Origin of the sequence: Bacillus cereus group sp. BfR-BA-01523 (assembly GCF_022662615.1) — a bacterium.
Classification (GTDB): Bacteria; Bacillota; Bacilli; order Bacillales; family Bacillaceae_G; genus Bacillus_A; species Bacillus_A mycoides.
Map to the genome: position 1 here is coordinate 59844 of NZ_JAKUDX010000003.1, position 20316 is coordinate 80159.

Below are 20316 nucleotides of genomic sequence, written 5' to 3' on the forward strand. Positions count from 1 at the left end.
AAAAACTTGATATATTTTACTTTTATTCTACGCTTGTTTCTAAAGTTAAATCTGTATAGGCATTATCCTCACCTATATTTAAGATTACTTCACATTGACGTAATCTCAATTCAAAGAGCGTTATAGGATCATGATAAACTTCAGGGTTTGATTTCATTTTATGCAGTTTATCTTGTTTTTCTTTTATTTCTAAATGAGTGTTTTTTACAGCTTGTTCCAACGAGCCAAATGGATTTCTAAAGAACATATTAATATCCCGCTCTTGTGTGTTTTCAAATAGCTCAAACTGCAAGAAAAATTTCTTCATAATAGAAGCCGTTACATCGGTATAATCTTCATTTTCTAAATACTGTTTGTATTTGTTATATAGCATAGCTTTATTTTTAGGAAGAACTCCAAATAATTTACCAGCACTTTTCAGTAAAAATTGTGCTGGCGTAAATCGGCGTAAAATATTTACTTCTTCCATTTGTATTCTAGTTGTCATTCTATCAGTATCTCTTCGCCAGTCATCAATTACTTTAAAGTCACATTCTAACTGTATTCGATTTTCTCCAAATAAAGAATTAAGTCCTTCACTGGTTTCTGCTAAGTACAATTGACTTTGAAGGAGCTCGTTATTAGAAGTCGCAATCCAATTTTGCATCGAGCGAGCAAGATTAGGTAATACAGTTTGTTCTAGATATTGTTGCACCCTTTCATTCATCGCTGTATTTAGTTCAATATCAATGTGCCCAAAATCACTTTCTTCACTAATTAAATCGGAACAACTCTGCAATAATTTCGGAATATGTTCTGTAAGATCATTAGTAATTTCGTTTTTCATTGTACGATATGTTTCTGTAATTAAATGAATTTTTTCCTTCTCAAAAGCAGTAAGGTTATTAATACAAGCATTTAGTTTAACTAACATATCTTCATTCCAATTAATAGAATCCACTAGATTATTTTCCCTCTCGACGCGTTTATCCAAAAGATATGTAATTGTTTTTCGAATGAAAAACAATAGCTTTTCAGTACGTTCTGCATCGATATTTTTATGGTTAAAGTTAAAATGAATAAACTCAGTTAAATCGTTTAGTTGTTTACTATTTGTATATAACGAAGAATAAGGGAAAACTCTTGCATTAGGGAAATATGTATTTATTCTCACTTGCGTATCTTGTATAACTCTTTTTGCTTCTGCTTCATTGTAAATGTTATCGATTTTATTTAATAAGAAATGAACTTGTAGATTTGGTGTATGTTCTTGGATACTTAATAGAATGTCACGTTCTTTGTCAGTAAAAGGTGAATCCGTATTCAATACGAATAATAATTCATCTACAGAGTTTAAATATTCAAACACCTCATCTCTCGCGTCATTGTTCCTATTAAAGCTAGGTGTAACAACGAATGTAAGTTTATTTTTACTTAAAAACCTGCATGGTAATTTAAATTCAACACACGCTCTATCTCTATATGTTTGACGATGCACTGCCATCATGTTATGGAAATCAGAGAAATTCTCAGTTGTTGTAATTTCCGAATCTGTTATAGCGTTAATTTCTGTATAAGCGTCATTTTTAAAAACAACTACATTTGAGATTGAGTTTTCTAATATATTCTCTCCTAAAATAGAGTTAATAAATGAAGCTTTTCCGTTCCCTGAAGTTCCAGTTACTAATAGGCGATTTGTTCTTAAATCTGCAAGCTCACCAACTAACCAGCTAAATCGGTTACCCATTTCTAAATCATGTTCTTGTGCCCAGTGTGTAATAGATTCAAAAAGATGTAAACTATACTCTAAGCCATTCACATGATTAATAGAATATGACAGTAGGTCTTCTGCATCTTTTATATCCGCTGAATCTATTTTAGAAGGAAAAATCTCATCCCATGCCAATACTGCTGCAGATGGAAATACAGCATGAGATGGATTGACTACCTTTAACCAATTTGTTAACAGGTTTGGAATGATATCGTGTAATTGTCTAAGCATATATTGACCTTGAATTAATTCAAAGTATGTTTCTTCGTAAAGAGAAGAAATTTCGTCCCATATATCGGACGAATGTATTTCGATATGTATGAAAAATTCATTTATTGTGTTGAGCCATAATAAGTAATTTTGTTCATCTTTATAGCTGTGCCAAAGTGATGAAACAATTTGCGTAAATTGTACTTGATCTACATTATTTAATGTAACTAATACTTTATAAAAATAGTCTGGTGAAATATTTTTAGTAAATCCTTTATCGATATATTCTTTTAGAACCTCAAACCACGGATAAGATTCTGTTCGAATTAACTCGTTCACAGCAAGCTCTACTGCACTATCCAAATCTTGCTGTTCTTCATAAAAGGAACGGGCAATTGTTGTGACGTTTGGATAATCGGGATTTAAAGAAACCGCTTCTTTTATAACAGCGAAAGCTGAATCAAAATTATTTTGCTCGATGTAAAGAGACAGTAATTGCAGTACAATTTCAGTCATAAGTATTTTATTATCAGTAGTAATGGAAGTATACACGTTTTCAGCAACTGATAATTGGTTAAGTTCGAAGTAAGCATCCGCAATATTTTTTTGTGCCCATGGCGCTAATTCATTACTAACTTTCTCCCATTTAAAAATAGCTGCTTCAAAATCTTGATGGTGATAATAAAATTCACCTTGTGCAAAACGAATATAAGATCCATCAGAAATCTCATTTTTTTCTTCGTTTACATAAGCTTCTCCAAGTACTTGAAGAGGTGGGTGTGTTTCATTCTCCATTAGGAATGTTTCATAATACATCTTTTTTATTAATTGTTTTTCTAATCTCATCTTTTCCCCCACTATATCTCGAAAATACATTTTTTGAGATATGTCAATACTTTTTTGTATGTATGCTTTTTATCTTAACAAAGAATTCCTTTTGAAAAATTTCATTTTCCTTTCATTTTTCAAGTAAGATTGAATTTTTATGAGAAAAGTTTCAGTTTTTTTTCAATTCGCTTTCAGTTGTGAAACAACATTAAATGTTCCTAATAACCTAATAACACTATAATATTCCACATTATATTATCAGGAAAACTATATATATATTACATTATAAAAACAATCTATAACGAATATATATGCAAGATTCCCTTCGCTAATAAATAAAAGAAATCATTATAATATATTTCTCACATTGTTTTCCTTTGAAATATTTCAGTAGTTACGTAATTAAATTCCATTAACCTATATAAATAACTAGTCCAAAAAAAATCTATATGCATATCATGTTATAGTAAAGAATTCAGGAAATCCTAAAAAGGAGGCATTTTCATGTTTGAAGATAAATCTAAAATAAATTACCCATATGAATTTACTGAAACTACAACAGTCCCTCTAAAAAACCCCATCAATAAAACTTTCAAAAACGGCTCTGGTACACATAACTTCCCAATTAAAAAGCATTATAAAGAGCAGGTTTTATATACTGAAAAAATTAATAATAATAAAAATAAATAACCGTATAGATCCTTATAACAATTAACCAAATAAGAATCAATATTTGGCCATGCATAGTTATGTGTTTAATAATGTAGAAATCCTTATTATACAATTTACGTACCTTTAAAAAGTGCTGATATACGGCGCTTTTTTATACATAGATAATAGAAGCACAAAAAAGGTATGGATATTTTCCACACCTTTTTTGTGCTTTGCTATTTATAAATGGAGTAGTACGTCCATGTTTATTTTACCTAATAGCACTTTAATGGCCCTTCTAGAAATCGTTGTATTGAATTTATATAATACCTTGAATATTTTGCGTCTATTTTTTCTTAAGGGATATTTATTCGGGTTACTTATTAGATTATCAATTATATTCCTTCCGATTCCTACTTTTTATAGGTCATTATTGCTCTATTATATATATTTAAAAATTTACTAAGCGTTATTTCAAAGCTACTTAGTTTTCATAAAATATTTTTTGTTTCCGTTGGAACGAATAGGCTTTAATCTCATCTGTATCTAAATTTTCATGAAATAAATGAATAGCTATAATTTGTCTACAATCGTAGGTATGATAATAATATGTTCCGGACTCCATACACATTACGCTTGTATATATGGTATTATCTAATGTACCTTCTTCTGTTATTACTCCGCCTTTAGGAACCTCGCAATTTGATAAGATATGAAAAAGGGCTGATACTCCCTCTTCTTCGCTATCTATATCTTGAATGTTTTGTTTGCCATATGCTGCCCGCACAAACCTTGATGGTGGGGTGAAATCCCCTGGAAGTCCCATTGAACCTGAGCCCTGACCAAAAGCACTTAATGGTACATTACTCCACTCTGTTGGCGCGAATGGCTGCGATTTAAGGCCAATATATTGTCTTAAATTTTGTAAATGCCAATTAAACTCCGGACTATTCGTCATCACTCCTAGTGGGTTGTCATACATTTTTAATCCTTCATTTGTCGGCTCCAGTACAATGCACTCTCCCCATTTATCCGCTAAAATCCAATGTAGTGGTGGTGTAAGTCCTAAATCCGGTAATGGTATATCCAAAAAGGTAAGGCTATCTACAGATTTCTTTAACTCTTTGACAGAATTGAATTGTGTGAGACTCCAAGTCACAAAATCAAATGGAGCCAAATTCGTTTTGTTGTCATCTATGCTTTGACTATAAGTAGCGAATCCTGGAAAATAGAGTGTTGCACATGTCATACCTGCTTCATTTACTCCGTCCGCCATAATAATCCTTCCTTGATGATTAATTCCCATTCCGACCGTAGCATGTTTCGTATTGATGATTTCACCAGTTATATTATTCCACTGGTAATGCCGAGGAATGATTATTACTTCTTGATTCAAATCTAATGTGAAGTCCATCGTTCTTGCAAAAAGATGCTGACCGTTTTTTGTCTGTAATGTCAAACTAGTACACATAAAGAACACCCCATTTTATGGTTTTATCTACACTTTACATAATTCTGATAAATCTGTAAATTAAAAGCCCCTTTCCTTACAAAAAAATGAGAAAGCACATATAAATTACAAATAGGTTATCTCTAGTTTATAAATGAATTTTTAAAATATAGTTGCAAAAGAATTATATTAAAAAGGAGCGAATTGTTACTATCGCCCCTTTTTATTTCTCTCTATATTTTATTAAAATAACTGTAGAGAACATTGCTATTACATATTTATTTTATTTTCTTTCAACACATATAAATAATACTAGGCACTTTCAAACCGTTTCAAATAACTGGGAACGAACTTTTTCTCTTTGGACATTAACCCTACATAACCCTCTTAAACATCTTCTCCAACTCATAAGTAGAATGATGCACCAGAATCGGTCTTCCATGCGGACATGTATATGGGTTTGTTGTTGTACGAAGTTCTTCAAGTAAAGCGAATATTTGATCGTTCGTTAAGTATTGATTTGCTTTAATAGATGCTTTACAGCTCATCATGATGGCTGCTTCTTCACGTAGTTTTTTTATGTCTACTTTTTTCAGTTTTACGACTTGCTCCATCATTTCATCAATGATTTCTGTTTCTTGTCCTTTCGGGAACCACGTTGGGTGCGAGCGGACAATAAAGGATTGATGGCCGAATTGCTCTAAAAATAGTCCGACTTTTTTTAGTTCTTCCAGCTGCTCTTCGACACGTAAAAATTCAGTAAGAGATAAGTCAATACGGTACGGTACAAGTAGTTCTTGTACTTCTTGTGCTACTCTTCCTACTTTATCACGGAAATATTCATAATTGATACGTTCCTGCGCTGCGTGCTGATCAATCATATATAACCCATTATCATTTTGAGCGAAAATATATGTTCCGTGCATTTGTCCAATTGGATAAAGCGGTGGTAAATCATTACCGTTCATTTCAATCTCTTTTATTTCGTGAACTTCTTCTTCCAATTCCTCTAATTCAAAATCGTCATCGTTGCTAGTCCATTCCTTTTCCTCCCGAACCGTTTCCGGCTTAGAGGATGGCTGCCAGCTTTGCTCTTCTCTTACGAGTGACTGTGGTGGTTGCCATTCTTGCTTCGGCGGTTGCCACAGTTGTGCTGGTTGTTTTACAGTCGTTGTTTCTTCTTGTTTCTCATCCATTCCTGTTGGTAAAACGATGTTAGGCATAGATGATTCTCTCGGTTTTGTATGCTCAAACTTGAACTGTTCTTGCACACTTTCATCTTTTTCTTTTTTCTTCGTTGTTACACCAGCATCTGGAATGAGTTGTATTTTTTTGAATGCCGATTGCAATGTTTCTTCGATAAGCTTTAGCAATTCTTGTTCTTTACTAAAGCGTACTTCTAATTTTGCTGGATGTACGTTGACATCAACAAGCATTGGATCCATTTCAATTGATAAGAAGCCGATTGGGTATCGTCCGATTGGCAATAACGTATGATATCCTTGCTGAATTGCTTTCATTAATACGAAATTTCGAACGTAACGGCCATTTACAATCGTTGACATATAGTTACGCGACGCTCTCGTTACTTCTGGTAATGTTACATATCCTTTAATTGTAAAGTCTAGAGATTCAGCTTCAATCGGAATAAGCTTCTTCGCAACTTGAATGCTGTAAATCGATGCAAGTACTTGTCTTACATCACCGTTTCCTGATGTATGAAGCAATTTCTTTTCATTATGAAACAGTTTTAACGATACTTCTGGGTGAGACATTGCAATACGATACACGATATCTGTAATGTTCCCAAGCTCTGTATGAATCGTTTTCATATATTTAAGACGCGCTGGTGTATTAAAAAATAAGTTTTGTACAGTAATATCTGTTCCTTTTCGGCTTGCCGTTTTCTCTTGTTTTATAATGTCTCCACCTTTAATACTAAGGTGTGTACCAGGCGCATCACCTGTGCTCGTAATTAACTCTAATTCACTCACTGAGGCAATACTCGGCAGGGCCTCTCCGCGGAAACCGAGCGTTCTTATACGAAATAAATCATTTTCATCTTTAATTTTACTCGTTGCGTGTCGTTCAAATGCAACGATACAATCTTCTTCAGCAATACCATCTCCATTATCGATGATGCGAATCTTCGATAATCCAGCTTCTTCTAAGTGGATTTCAATAGATGTACTATTCGCATCGATGGAATTTTCCACGAGTTCTTTTACAACTGAGGCAGGGCGCTCTACTACTTCCCCTGCCGCAATTAAGTTAGAGAGTTGATCATCGAGTTTGCGAATTTTCCCCATCTACTTACTCATCCTTTCTTTAACTTTTTCTGTAAACGATACAGTTCATTCATCGCTTCTAAAGGCGTCATATCGAGTAAATCAATCTTTTTAATTTGTGCAAGTACTGCCGTTTCTTTTGCATCTAGAACTGACTTGTCTTGTTTTTTCGAAGACTGTTCTCCACCAAAGAATGATAATTGCGATTCTTCCTCAGTCTCTACTTTCGTCTCTTGTATTTCTGCTGGTTCTTCTTTTACAACAACTGGTTCTGGAGCGACTTCTGGCACTTTCACTTCTACTCGTTTCGGAATAACAATTTCTTCCTGTCCTTCTAGTTGTGCTAACACTTCTTTCGCGCGAGCGATTAAGCTCTCTGGAAGCTCGGCAAGTTGAGCAACGTGAATTCCGTAACTTTTATCAGCCGCTCCATCTTGAATTTTATGAAGGAAAACTACTTTTCCATTCTCTTCAATTGCTGAAACATGTACATTCTTTAGTTGGTCTAAACTTTCTTCTAACACTGTTAATTCATGATAATGTGTAGAGAATAATGTTTTCGCACCAATTTGGTCATGAATATGTTCAATGATTGCTTGCGCAAGTGCCATACCATCATACGTAGATGTACCGCGTCCAATTTCATCGAATAAAATTAAACTTCTCTCTGATGCATTTGCAATTGCATTTTTCGCTTCTAACATTTCAACCATAAATGTACTTTGACCTGAGATTAAATCATCCGCTGCACCAATTCTCGTAAAGATTTGATCGAAGACAGGTAATACTGCTTCTGTCGCTGGTACAAAACAACCAATTTGTGACATAACAGTAACAAGTGCTAATTGTCTCATATACGTACTTTTACCAGACATGTTCGGTCCTGTAATTAAAAAGACATCCATCTTCTCCGGCATAATACAATCATTCGGTACATACAATTTCCCGTTCAATACTTTTTCAACGACAGGATGACGACCATCTTTAATAAAGATTTCGCGCTTATTTGTTAAAACAGGTTTTACAAACTGCTCTTCTTCACTAACTGTCGCAAAGCTTTGCAGTACGTCTAGTTCACTAATTACTTTCGCTAAATGCTGTAATTTCGGAATGAATACTTTGACTTCTTCGCGAAGCGCTGTAAATAAATCGTATTCTAATTGTACAATTTTCTCTTCTGCTTCTAAGATTAATGTTTCTTTTTCTTTTAATTCATCTGTTATGAAACGTTCAGCATTAGCAAGCGTTTGTTTACGCTCATAGCGCCCTTCTGGAAGTGCTCCAAGATTCGCTTTCGTTACTTCAATGTAGTAACCGAAAATACGGTTGTACCCGATTTTTAACGATTTAACTCCTGTAATATCACGCTCTCGTTTTTCAAGCTCAGCGATCCACGTTTTCCCGTTTTTACTAACGTAACGATATTGATCAAGCTTGTCATTATAACCGTCTTTAATAATATCTCCATCTTTAATAGAAAGCGGTGGGTTTTCTTGAATACTTCTTCCTAGTAATTCAGTTAAGCTCTCACATGGATCCGCACCTTGAATTAACCTTGCAGCATAAGCATTATCTAACAGACTAATCGCTTCTAAAATAGCTGGTACTTGCAGTAAAGAACGTCTTAATTGTAATAAGTCCCGTGCATTTACATTACCAAATGCAACTTTCCCTGCTAAACGCTCTAAATCATATACTTCCTTTAATTTTTCTTTTAAATCTTCACGTAAGAAGTAATCATTTACAAATGTTTCAACCATTTCTAAACGCTCTTCTACTTTTTCTTTTTGGATTAGCGGACGTTCCATCCACTGTTTTAACATACGACCACCCATAGCCGTTTTTGTTTTGTCTAATAGCCATAATAATGATCCTGTTTTTTCTTTCGTTCGAAGTGTTTCTGTCAGCTCTAAATTTCGCTTTGAATGCACATCAATTTTCATAAATTGATTCGTGTAATAAATTTCTACTGGTTGCAAGTGATCTAACGAACGTTTTTGTGTTCTTATCACATAGTTAAATAAGCGTCCAATTGCTTTAATTAATTTTGCTTGGGAAACACTTTTCACAAGATGTTCTAATCCTTCTGGAATAGTTATTGTATCTTCATACGAAATCGTCATTTTTAATGTTTCAGTTAACTTATTTAATTCATCTTTTGAAAATGTAGAATCTACAACAATTTCTTTTGAACCAGTCGCATACACTTCTAATAAAATATCTTCTACTGAACCAGTTAATAACGTCACTGTATTTTGTCCAGTCGTTAAGTCATTACAAGCTAGCGCATAAGATCCATCTTCGAAATGTGTTAATGCTGCTAAGAAGTTATTCTCCTTCTCGTCTATTGTACGCCCTTCCATCATCGTTCCTGGCGTAATTAGTTGTACTACTTCACGACGTACTACACCTTTAGCTGTTTTTGGGTCTTCCACTTGCTCACAAACAGCTACTTTATATCCTTTTTCAACAAGTTGTTCAATATAATTTTTAGCTGCATGATGCGGTACACCACACATCGGTATACGTTCACTACTACCACCATCTCGGCTCGTTAATGTAATTTCAAGTTCATGAGCTGCTTTAACCGCATCTTCAAAGAACATTTCATAAAAATCACCTAATCGGAAAAATAAAAAGGCATCTTGATAGTCTGCCTTAACCTTTAAGTATTGCTGTATCATAGGCGTATATTGCGTCATGTCTTTCCTCCATAATTCTTACATAATAATCTATATTCATATATGTCACACTTCACGGACATCCATATCTCCTATTCCAGGAGTCTTTCCTCATTATAGCACATTTCATAAGGAATCATGTTCATGCAGAACCACTTATGTACTGTAAAAAGCTAGGAAGAACTTCTCCCTAGCTTTCTCTTACTCTTCTTCTGCATCGACGATAAAGTTCGGATCTAATTCTTCAAACTCATCATCATCGACTTGGAAATCCTCGTCTGATTCTACGCAACCTTCAGGATTTACACTTACACAAATTTTCGTTTCCCCAACTACTTCTGTTACAAATTCACGTTCTACCGTCACAACAATTTTATTACCATTTGGCGATACAAGAGCTTCTAAACAATTTGGCGGCTGAATTACACGAGCGATAATTTCTAAATCGTCACCAGAGAAGTTTTTATCACGATACCCAATACTTACTTCATCATTGTAGTTAACACGTTCTGTTACAACTTCAGTCTTTGTGTTTCCATCAAATGAATACCAAGTGTTTACATCATAGAAACCTTCAATTTCCACATGTTTTCCATTCTTTCTCGCTTCGTACGAATGGTTAATTACCCAGCACCCTAAAATACTTGTTGGCTCATTATTCGATTCACATGTATGCGTTGACTTTGTATACTTACGTCCTTTTCCAACCACTGCTTTTGTAATAATCTCTCTAAATTCGGACATTCGTAACCCTCCTCAATCACTATTCACTTAATCATATGCGTGACAATAGCGGAATGTGTCATTCTTTTTTTTGAGAAGAATTTCCGATATAACCCACTAAAAAAAAGAGATGTCAATAAGACATCTCTTTAACAACCACAATTTCCTTTTTTACTTTCTACTGCTGCACCAGTTTCACCTTTCAACACATCGCCGCCAGTTGAAACTAATATTTCATCTGTTACATTGTTAGAAATGGTACTAGCAACTAGCTGTAGTAAGTCATTTACATACGTTTGTGAAGATTTAAACTCCTGTACAACTGGGATATTATCTAACTTATCTTGAAGTGCATCAATTTCAGCTTCTACTTTTTTCAAAGCTTCCCATTTCCCATAATGTTGCAAGTTTACTGCTTGTTTTTGCAAAGCTTTTATTTCATCAATTGCTCGCTTTACATTTTCATTTTTATGAATTTGTGCTTCTGCTCGCTTAAAGAAATCGACTTCTTCTGTTTCAGAGATCATTTTCGCTAATTCTTTCGCTTGCTCAACAATTTCATCTTTCGTATATACTTTCATCTATTATTTCACCTCAATCGGCTCCTTAACCAATTCCCCGTTAAGAGACCAAGTTTTTGCTTCCGTTATTTTTACTTTCACAAGCTGACCAATTAAAGATTTTGAAGCAACAAAGTTCACAAGTTTATTCGTACGTGTATATCCCGCAAGTACTTCAGGATTATTCTTACTTTCTCCCTCAACTAATACTTCTACAATTTGACCTATATAACGCTTATTCTTATTAACTGCATATTCATTCACTAGTGTATTTAAGCGTTGCAATCGCTCTTTCTTCACTTCCATCGGAACATTATCTTGCATTTTTGCAGCTGGTGTACCTTCACGCGGAGAATAAATAAATGTAAATGCCGTATCAAATCCTACTTCACGATATAACGACATCGTCTCTTCAAACTGCTCATCCGTTTCATTTGGGAAACCAACGATAATATCAGTCGTTAGCACTGCATTCGGAATGGTTTCTTTAATTTTTCGTACAAGCTCTAAATAGTGTTCTCGCGAATATTTACGCGCCATAATTTTAAGCATATCTGTACTACCAGATTGAACCGGTAAGTGGATATGTTCTACTAGGTTACCACCTTTTCCAAGAACATCAATTAAATGATCATCAAAATCACGTGGATGACTCGTTGTAAAACGAATACGCGCGATATCGATTTTACGAAGTTCATCCATTAAATCGCCAAGACCATATTGTATATCTTCAAAGTCTTTACCGTATGCGTTTACGTTTTGTCCAAGTAACGTAATTTCTCTATAACCGTTCGCAGCTAGATGGCGAATTTCTTTAATAATATCTTCTGGACGTCTGCTACGCTCTTTTCCGCGTGTATACGGTACAATACAATATGTACAAAACTTATCACAGCCATACATAATATTTACCCAAGCTTTAATATCACCACGACGTACTTTCGGAAGGTTTTCAATTACATCCCCTTCTTTTGACCAAACTTCAACTACCGTCTCTTTTGAGAACATTGCGTCCTTTAAGATATACGGTAATCTATGAATATTGTGTGTACCAAACACCATATCTACATGCTGATTTTTTTGCATAATTTTATTTACAACAGATTCCTCTTGAGACATACAACCACATACACCAATTATAAGATCCGGATTTCTTCGCTTTAATGATTTTAAATGACCAAGTTCACCGAACACTTTATTTTCAGCATTTTCACGAATTGCACAAGTATTTAATAAAATCACATCTGCCTCTTCAGTTGAAAAGGTTGGCTCATATCCAAGTGTTGTAAAAATCCCAGCCATTACTTCTGTATCATGCTCATTCATTTGACAGCCATATGTACGAATGTAAAACTTTCTTCCTGCGCCAAAATCGCGAAACTCTTTAGGTAGGCCAAAATCTCTTTCAATTTTAACTTCTTCTTTCCCACGCTTTTTCGCCAATTTCAAGGAAGGTGGTTGGTATACACTTTCAAAGTATTTACTATAATCTTTCTCTTCTTTTTTCGTAGAGGAATTTGCTTGTCGACTTGCTAATCGTTGTTGCTCGTTCATCGGTAATCTCCTTTCACCCTTAACTATACACACACTCTGTAGTCCATTTTAATGCGCTTAGACCCATCTCAATGATGTTAGATAGCATGAGAGATAACTTGCCCTTTGAAACTTGAGTAATCGATCTAATCATCCGTAAGAATGAAGTCTTCCCCACACAAATAGACATTCCCTTTTTTTATTTCATCTTGTCCTACCCAAAAGTATATTGCTTTATCCCTATACACATTATCATAGTATAGAGCCTTTAGCCAACTTTAACGAAGAAGGCTTCTTATCCTATATTTCATTTCACAGTTATTGAACATGCTATTTTTATACAACGATTTATATATTATTTTATCATTCTGAATTTTCTAAGTAAACAAATCTATTAATTATTTTTATTCACTCAAAAAGAAGGTTACCAAGCGGCAACCTTCTCTCCGATTATTACATAAATTCAGCAACAAGCTCATCAAACATTTTCTGATCCATATTCAAATCAGCTTGCACTAAAGGTTTTTCACTATAGTCTTTTACAAGCTCTTGGTAAGAAGGCTGCTTTGTGTTTTGATAAATTAAACCTGTTACTAACCCGTTCTTTTCCATTAATGTTTGCATAGCCATCATGCGGTTAGATGGATCATATCCTTCTACTGTACTTAGTTTCGTTAAATTCTCTTTAAACCAATCATAAGTATTTACTTTATTATAAGTAACACATGGACTAAATACATTAATTAATGAAAAGCCTTTATGGTTAATACCAGCTTCAATAATTTGCGTTAATTCTTTTAAATCACTTGAAAAGCTTTGCGCCACAAATGTCGCACCAGCTGTTAAAGCCATTTCCATAACATTTAGTGATGGTTCAATTGAACCTTGTGGTGTACTTTTCGTTTTAAATCCAGCTTCACTACGTGGTGAAGTTTGCCCTTTTGTTAATCCGTAAATTTGGTTATCCATTACGATGTACGTAATATCAATGTTACGACGAATAGAATGGATTGTATGTCCCATACCAATCGCAAAACCATCACCGTCACCACCGGATGCAATAACTGTTAAATCACGATTTGCCATTTTCACACCTTGTGCAATTGGAAGAGCACGTCCGTGAATACTATGCAAACCATATGAATTAATATACCCTGAAATACGACCGGAACAGCCGATACCAGAAATAACAGCTAGCTCATCTGGATTTAAACCAACGTTAGCTGCCGCACGCTGAATCGCAGCCTGCACCGAGAAGTCTCCGCAACCTGGGCACCAGTTTGGTTTTACACTGTTACGAAAGTCCTTAAATGTTGCCATTTAATACAACCCCTTTTTTACATTCGTTGTAAATCTCTTTCGGCAAGAATGGATTTCCATCGTATTTTAAAAGACTAGAAATTTTCTCGCCATTGCCAAGATTCATTTTCATAATGTTAGCAAGCTGACCAGTTGCATTGTTTTCTACTACTACAACACGCTTCGCTTTTTTCACAAGTGGATCGATTTCAGCTGTTGGGAACGGATGAATTAAACGTACATGGGCATGGTTTACTTTCATTCCTTCTTGTTCTAAACGCTGCATTGCCTCTTCGATCGCACCACGAGTTGAGTTAAAGCCTACTAACAATACGTCTGCGTCATCATGCTTAGCATTTTTGTAAATAGGGGTATTAAACTGTAAATTCGCCATTTTACGGAAACGTTTGTCCATTTGATCTTTACGATTTAACGCTGATTCAGATGGTTTACCCGTTTCATCATGTTCTACACCTGTAACATGGTGAATACCATTTTTCATACCAGGTAAAACACGTGGTGAAATTCCATCTTCTGTTACTTCATAACGCTTGAAGTATGCTTTATTTTCACGTTCTGGTAATTCTACTTCTAAATCAAGCTTACCACGACGAATTTCCACTTTATCTAACTTAAGTGGTTCTACTGTTTGCTTTCCTAAAGAAAGCTGTAAATCTGTTAAGAAAATAACAGGCACTTGATATTCTTCTGCTAAGTTAAACGCTTCTACAATATCATAGAAAGCTTCTTCAACTGTACTTGGCGCCATTACGATTTTTGGAATTTCACCATGTGTTCCGTAAATCATAGCCATTAAGTCAGACTGCTCTTGTTTTGTTGGTAAGCCCGTACTTGGACCACCGCGTTGTGTATCAATGATAACTAGCGGTGTTTCAGTAATACCTGCTAAACCAATTGCTTCCATCATTAAAGAAAGACCAGGACCAGCAGATGCTGTTAATGTACGAACACCAGCGTAGTTTGCACCGATCGCCATTGTACAAGCTGCGATTTCATCCTCAGTTTGGATTACTGTTCCGCCGACTTTCGGTAACTTTTTAATTAAATATTCCATAATTTCAGATGCAGGTGTGATTGGATATGCAGACATAAAGCGAGCGCCACCAGTTACCGCACCAAATGCGATTGCGTCGTTTCCAATCATAAACATGCGTTTCTTACCGTCAGCTTTTTCAAGCTGCATCATGTTTACTTTCTCACCAAGCAATTCTTTCATGTATTGAGAGCCGCGTTTAATTGCTTCCATATTCTTTTGAACGACTTGCTCTCCTTTACGACCAAAGATTTCTTCAACAACCTCTAAATAAGCTGTTTCGTCTAATCCTAATACCGCACTAGATGCCCCAACAGCAACCATATTTTTCATTAAAGATGTGCCTAATTCTGAAGCAATATCTGTAAACGGTATCACATATAGATTTACATCTGTATTATCAGGTATTGTCGGATTAAATTTCGCATCCGCAACTACAATTCCGCCCGGACGTAGTTCGTGGAAGTTAAAATCAATTGTTTCTTGATCAAAAGCAATTAAAATATCTAAATCATCTGAGATCGCGCGTACTTCTGTTGTACTTACACGAATTTTATTATTTGTATGGCCGCCTTTAATACGTGATGAGAAGTGGCGGTAACCGTATAGGTAATATCCTAATCGGTTTAATGCAATACAGAAGATTTCCCCTGTACTTTCAATTCCTTCACCTTGTTGGCCTCCAACTTTCCATGAAAGTTGACTAATCATCTCCTACACCCCTTTTGGCTGCATTCATTGTAGTGTATTTTTTTACAGTATTAGTTTAGCATTTTTTATGCAAATAAACTACAATGGACGCAAATTATGCCTCTTCTGTTTTCCCTGAATCTTTAGTATAATGCTATTTCGTTTACCATTCTAGTATTAGGTCTTAAAAAAATCAATAAATTCAAGTGAATTTATTTTAATTCTTCTGAATTTTTAAAATACATTCTTTAGAACGTTATACAGTCAACAAAATTTTTATACAAAAATCGCTCTACAGTTGATTCATTATACTTTTTACACAGTTGATTAATTATATTTTCATAATCCCTATATACTTCTACACCTACAACAGTTTCTAAAATCCCATCAAAATCAGAACCGAATCCTATATTTTTTTCTCCACCTAATGAACAAATATATTCCACATGCCTTAATATATCTGCTATATTCGCTTGTCTTTCATTCGTTAAAAACTGCGGTACGAAAGTAATACCAATAATGCTATTTTTCTTTATAAGGGCTCTTATTTGTTCATCGGTTAAATTGCGTGGATGCCCACAAAGTTGATAACAGTTTGAATGAGATGCAATTGGGTTTTTAGCAATTTCAATAACATCCCAAAAGCTTCTTTCATTTAAGTGAGACACATCGGTCCATAAATGTAACGTATTAAGTTCTTGTACAACTTGTCTACCAAATGTAGTTAAACCTGCTCCACGTGCCTCTAGCGCTCCATCAGCTAACAGATTGGCATAGTTCCATGTCAATCCAAAGGAACGTACACCTAAGCGATAAAACAAACGTAATTTCATCTCTTCTTTTCCAATTGCTTCGCATCCTTCTAATGTTAATAATGCTCCAATCTCGTCCTGTTTTAGCATGTTAATATCGTTTTTTGTCTGAATAAACTTCATTCCTGGTAGCGATAGAATTTCATTATGAAAAATATCTATCATTTGCAGCGCAACTTCAAAACGCTTTTCATACGCTACTGTTTCTGGTATATATATAGCAAAGCATTGTATACTTCCTTTTCTTTTCATTAATTGTTCAAATGTAATATGTAATTGTGAATCGTTTTGAAAGTCTTTTTTTCCCTTTGCACTCCATAACTGAAAGAGTACATCGCAATGTGCATCAAAAATTTTCATTTTCATTCCTCCATTACAAAAACAACCTGTTTGCATACATGCAAACAGGTTGTTTCAACTTAACGAGGTTCTACAATTAATTTTATCGCTGTACGCTCTTCACCATCAATCATAATATCTGTAAACGCTGGGATACAAATCAAGTCCAAACCGCTAGGCGCTACAAATCCTCTTGCAATTGCTACTGCCTTTACCGCTTGGTTCAATGCACCTGCACCAATAGCTTGAATTTCTGCTGTTCCGCGTTCGCGAATAACACCTGCAAGTGCACCAGCTACAGAATTAGGGACCGACGTTGCTTTAACTTTTAATATTTCCATTCCGCGTTTCCTCCTCGTTTCTATAAAAAGTAATAGCAATTATTTCACTTTAACTTATATTCACGAGGAATGGCACGTATTCCTGCTAAATTTCTGTAATTTTTCTAAAAAATTAAAATATAACGAATTCTCTAACTTTTCGTTAAAAATCAGTCAAAAAATGGCTGGTCATCATTAATTAAAATGCGCTCAATTTTCTTTGCTTTCCCTGTATTAGGATCCACATCAATTAACACTGCACTTAATTGTGTTCTACCATTCGTCACTTCAAAACGCACTGGTAAGTTCGTTAAAAACTTCTTCAATACCGCTTCGCGATCCATACCTAAAATCCCATCATATGGGCCTGTCATACCAACATCTGTAATATAAGCTGTTCCGCTTGGTAAAATACGATTATCAGCTGTAGGAACGTGTGTATGTGTACCTACTACCGCTGTAGCACGACCGTCTACATACCAACCTAACGCCTGCTTCTCACTTGTTGTTTCAGCATGAAAATCAACAAAGATAATGTTTGTACGTTTTTTTGCAATACTGATTAACTCATCCACTTTACGGAATGGACAATCAATTGGAGGAAGGAAAGTACGTCCTTGTAAGTTAATAACTGCAACTTCTGTTCCATTACAATTTACAAAGATAAGCCCTTTTCCCGGCGTTCCTTCTGGGAAGTTAGCTGGTCTTGCAAGATATTTTGCATCATCGATAAATTCAAATACTTCACGGTTATCCCAAGCGTGGTTTCCAAGCGTAACCGCTTGTGCCCCGCACTCTAAAAAGTTTCGATATATTTTTTCCGTAATTCCACGTCCACCCGCAGCATTTTCTCCATTAATAATTGTTACTGTCGGTGTATATTTCTTCTTTAATGCCGGTACGTACTGTTGAATCATGTCTCTACCAGGAGATCCTACTACATCCCCAACAAATAATATTCTCATATGTCTTACCCTTTCTATGTACTACATTTTTTATTACCATACTATAACCTTAAAGCTATTTCCTTACAACAGTTACAATTTATCTATTATAAGTTTCTTTCACTTGCATACTGCTCATAAATAATTTTCTTTATTTTACCCAATTCCAACACAAAAAAATAAAGTGGTGTTTCACCACTTTATTTTGCGTATTCCACTGCACGTGTTTCACGAATAACAGTTACTTTAATATGTCCTGGATAATCCAGTTCATTTTCAATACGTTTTCGAATATCACGAGCTAAACGATGAGCTTCTAAATCATCAATTGTATCTGGTTTTACCAGAATACGAACTTCACGTCCTGCTTGAATTGCGAAAGATTTTTCTACGCCTTCATAAGACTCTGAAATTTCTTCTAACTTTTCAAGACGACGAATGTAATTCTCAAGCGTTTCACTACGAGCTCCCGGTCTTGCAGCTGATAATGCATCTGCTGCAGCAACTAGAACTGCAATGATAGAAGTTGGTTCTGTGTCACCATGGTGAGATGCGATACTGTTTATTACAACAGGATGCTCTTTATATTTCGTTGCGAGTTCAACACCAATTTCAACGTGGCTACCTTCTACTTCATGATCGATTGCTTTTCCGATATCATGTAATAGACCAGCACGTCTTGCTAGTTTTTCATCCTCACCAAGCTCCGCTGCCATAAGTCCAGTTAAGTATGCAACTTCCATAGAGTGTTTTAAGACGTTTTGTCCGTAACTTGTACGGTATTTTAAACGACCTAAAATTTTAATTAAATCTGGATGTAAGCCATGAACACCCACTTCAAACGTTGTTTGCTCTCCGACTTCACGAATATACTCGTCCACTTCACGTCTTGATTTTTCGACCATCTCTTCAATACGCGCTGGGTGAATACGTCCGTCCTGTACTAGTTTATCAAGAGCGATACGAGCTGTTTCACGACGAATCGGGTCAAATCCAGATAGAATTACAGCTTCTGGTGTATCATCGATAATAAGGTCAATACCTGTTAACGTTTCTAACGTACGAATGTTACGACCTTCACGTCCGATAATACGTCCCTTCATTTCGTCATTTGGAAGATTTACAACCGAAACGGTTGTTTCAGCAACATGATCAGCTGCACATCTTTGCATTGCAAGAGATAAAATCTCTTTTGCCTTCTTATCCGCTTCTTCTTTCGCGCGAACTTCACTTTCTTTTACCATAACGGCAATTTCATGAGAAACTTCACTTTCCACTTTACCAAGAATAATTGCTTTCGCTTGTTCGCGGGTCAGATTGGAAATGCGCTCTAATTCTGTTTGTTGCTTTTGAACTAACTCTCCCACTTTGCTTTCCAACTCTTCAATCTGTTGTTGTTTCGCTACAAGAGATTCCTCTTTCTTTTCTAACTGTCGCTCGCGGTTATCGAGCGTTTCGTCTTTACGATCAAGGTTCTCTTCTTTTTGCATTAAACGATTTTCTTGTTTTTGTAATTCGCTTCTACGGTCACGAATTTCTAATTCAGCTTCTGTACGAAGTGTATGAATTTCATCCTTTGCTTCTAAAAGCGCTTCTTTCTTAAGTGCTTCAGCATCACGATTCGCTTCGTCTAGAATACGTTTTGCTTCATTAGCTGCACCATTAATCTTCGCTTCAGCAATAGACTTTCGAACAAAAAAGCCAACAACTGCACCGACTGTTGCAAGCAAAATGGAGATGAGTATCCAAACTGTACTACTACTCATGATTTCACCTCCCCTTGCTATGAATGAAAAAAGACTGTCGGCATGTACATTGAATTACAACGTACAGCAAAGACCGTCGTCCCGCTTTTTTAAGGGACTTTCTTCATTTCACAATTAAAATGTCATATTATTATTTCGGCAAGATTTAAGTCTTACTCCGAATATTACTTCTCTTCTTGAGAAGAGTATATCGTATATAAGAAAAAATATACATTCTCATTGTATCTATCGCAATTTTCATTGTCAAGCGTTGTCTACTTTTACTTTCTTTACCTTAAGCCCTGAATCTTATATGGATTTAAAAAACAGACAGCATATTATCCTGGAAAACCTTAGAAAATCCCAATTCATTCACTTAAAATATATGAATATTCCCCTTTACACATAGCCTTTTGGATAGAATAAATATTTTATCTCC

14 protein-coding genes are annotated in these 20316 nt (G+C 35.3%); 1 reads left to right on the forward strand and 13 read right to left on the reverse strand.

Going from position 1 to position 20316, the window contains the following annotated elements:
* Positions 1 to 22: 22 nt before the first annotated feature.
* Entirely contained in the window at positions 23 to 2806 is a 2784-nt protein-coding gene (locus MR066_RS08645; RefSeq protein ID WP_242246870.1) for a dynamin family protein, read from the reverse strand.
* Positions 2807 to 3292: 486 nt separating this feature from the next.
* Between MR066_RS08645 and MR066_RS08650 the strand changes: the two genes are divergently transcribed.
* A complete protein-coding gene (locus MR066_RS08650; protein WP_000461142.1) occupies positions 3293 to 3478 on the forward strand; it encodes a hypothetical protein in 186 nt (61 codons plus the stop codon).
* A 445-nt stretch (positions 3479 to 3923) separates the two neighbouring features.
* Here the strand turns inward: MR066_RS08650 and MR066_RS08655 are convergent, their stop codons facing one another.
* The 12 genes from MR066_RS08655 to rny form a co-directional block, all read right to left on the reverse strand.
* A complete protein-coding gene (locus MR066_RS08655) occupies positions 3924 to 4910 on the reverse strand; it encodes a choloylglycine hydrolase family protein (protein WP_002088033.1) in 987 nt (328 codons plus the stop codon).
* Positions 4911 to 5263: 353 nt separating this feature from the next.
* Positions 5264 to 7198 (reverse strand): DNA mismatch repair endonuclease MutL, encoded by a 1935-nt coding sequence (gene mutL / locus MR066_RS08660; RefSeq protein ID WP_201052803.1) that lies wholly within the window; start codon positions 7196 to 7198, stop codon positions 5264 to 5266.
* Positions 7199 to 7206: 8 nt separating this feature from the next.
* Positions 7207 to 9879: a DNA mismatch repair protein MutS gene (mutS, locus tag MR066_RS08665; RefSeq protein WP_016100771.1), complete on the reverse strand. Its 2673-nt coding sequence runs from the start codon at positions 9877 to 9879 to the stop codon at positions 7207 to 7209.
* A gap of 180 nt (positions 9880 to 10059) precedes the next feature.
* Positions 10060 to 10602 carry an outer spore coat protein CotE gene (gene cotE, locus MR066_RS08670; protein WP_002014610.1) on the reverse strand — a complete coding sequence of 181 codons (543 nt, stop codon included), beginning with the start codon at positions 10600 to 10602 and terminating at the stop codon, positions 10060 to 10062.
* 128 nt (positions 10603 to 10730) lie between these two features.
* Positions 10731 to 11162 carry a YlbF/YmcA family competence regulator gene (locus MR066_RS08675; RefSeq protein WP_002033698.1) on the reverse strand — a complete coding sequence of 144 codons (432 nt, stop codon included), beginning with the start codon at positions 11160 to 11162 and terminating at the stop codon, positions 10731 to 10733.
* Positions 11163 to 11165: 3 nt separating this feature from the next.
* The gene (gene miaB / locus MR066_RS08680; protein WP_002014605.1) at positions 11166 to 12695 is read right to left on the reverse strand and encodes a tRNA (N6-isopentenyl adenosine(37)-C2)-methylthiotransferase MiaB; all 1530 of its coding nucleotides are present in this window, start codon (positions 12693 to 12695) and stop codon (positions 11166 to 11168) included.
* Positions 12696 to 13127: 432 nt separating this feature from the next.
* Positions 13128 to 13994 carry a 2-oxoacid:ferredoxin oxidoreductase subunit beta gene (locus MR066_RS08685; RefSeq protein ID WP_002088040.1) on the reverse strand — a complete coding sequence of 289 codons (867 nt, stop codon included), beginning with the start codon at positions 13992 to 13994 and terminating at the stop codon, positions 13128 to 13130.
* Positions 13981 to 15738 carry a 2-oxoacid:acceptor oxidoreductase subunit alpha gene (locus MR066_RS08690; RefSeq protein WP_002014603.1) on the reverse strand — a complete coding sequence of 586 codons (1758 nt, stop codon included), beginning with the start codon at positions 15736 to 15738 and terminating at the stop codon, positions 13981 to 13983. The genes MR066_RS08685 and MR066_RS08690 overlap by 14 nt, the downstream gene beginning before the upstream one ends.
* A 227-nt stretch (positions 15739 to 15965) precedes the next feature.
* Positions 15966 to 16889, reverse strand: a complete 924-nt coding sequence (locus MR066_RS08695; protein ID WP_012261534.1) for a dipeptidase — start codon at positions 16887 to 16889, stop codon at positions 15966 to 15968.
* Between the two features lie 59 nt (positions 16890 to 16948).
* Positions 16949 to 17209, reverse strand: a complete 261-nt coding sequence (gene spoVS, locus MR066_RS08700) for a stage V sporulation protein SpoVS (RefSeq protein WP_000404341.1) — start codon at positions 17207 to 17209, stop codon at positions 16949 to 16951.
* A 149-nt stretch (positions 17210 to 17358) separates the two neighbouring features.
* Positions 17359 to 18153: a TIGR00282 family metallophosphoesterase gene (locus MR066_RS08705; RefSeq protein WP_002014601.1), complete on the reverse strand. Its 795-nt coding sequence runs from the start codon at positions 18151 to 18153 to the stop codon at positions 17359 to 17361.
* A 179-nt stretch (positions 18154 to 18332) separates the two neighbouring features.
* Positions 18333 to 19898 carry a ribonuclease Y gene (rny, locus tag MR066_RS08710; RefSeq protein ID WP_002014600.1) on the reverse strand — a complete coding sequence of 522 codons (1566 nt, stop codon included), beginning with the start codon at positions 19896 to 19898 and terminating at the stop codon, positions 18333 to 18335.
* Between the last annotated feature and the right edge of the window lie 418 nt (positions 19899 to 20316).

Coding starts and splice junctions, on each gene's coding strand:
- MR066_RS08645 (WP_242246870.1), bottom strand. CDS start 2,806: ATGAGATTAGAAAAACAATTAATAAAAAAGATGTATTATGAAACATTC.
- MR066_RS08650 (WP_000461142.1), top strand. CDS start 3,293: ATGTTTGAAGATAAATCTAAAATAAATTACCCATATGAATTTACTGAA.
- MR066_RS08655 (WP_002088033.1), bottom strand. CDS start 4,910: ATGTGTACTAGTTTGACATTACAGACAAAAAACGGTCAGCATCTTTTT.
- mutL (WP_201052803.1), bottom strand. CDS start 7,198: ATGGGGAAAATTCGCAAACTCGATGATCAACTCTCTAACTTAATTGCG.
- mutS (WP_016100771.1), bottom strand. CDS start 9,879: ATGACGCAATATACGCCTATGATACAGCAATACTTAAAGGTTAAGGCA.
- cotE (WP_002014610.1), bottom strand. CDS start 10,602: ATGTCCGAATTTAGAGAGATTATTACAAAAGCAGTGGTTGGAAAAGGA.
- MR066_RS08675 (WP_002033698.1), bottom strand. CDS start 11,162: ATGAAAGTATATACGAAAGATGAAATTGTTGAGCAAGCGAAAGAATTA.
- miaB (WP_002014605.1), bottom strand. CDS start 12,695: ATGAACGAGCAACAACGATTAGCAAGTCGACAAGCAAATTCCTCTACG.
- MR066_RS08685 (WP_002088040.1), bottom strand. CDS start 13,994: ATGGCAACATTTAAGGACTTTCGTAACAGTGTAAAACCAAACTGGTGC.
- MR066_RS08690 (WP_002014603.1), bottom strand. CDS start 15,738: ATGATTAGTCAACTTTCATGGAAAGTTGGAGGCCAACAAGGTGAAGGA.
- MR066_RS08695 (WP_012261534.1), bottom strand. CDS start 16,889: ATGAAAATTTTTGATGCACATTGCGATGTACTCTTTCAGTTATGGAGT.
- spoVS (WP_000404341.1), bottom strand. CDS start 17,209: ATGGAAATATTAAAAGTTAAAGCAACGTCGGTCCCTAATTCTGTAGCT.
- MR066_RS08705 (WP_002014601.1), bottom strand. CDS start 18,153: ATGAGAATATTATTTGTTGGGGATGTAGTAGGATCTCCTGGTAGAGAC.
- rny (WP_002014600.1), bottom strand. CDS start 19,898: ATGAGTAGTAGTACAGTTTGGATACTCATCTCCATTTTGCTTGCAACA.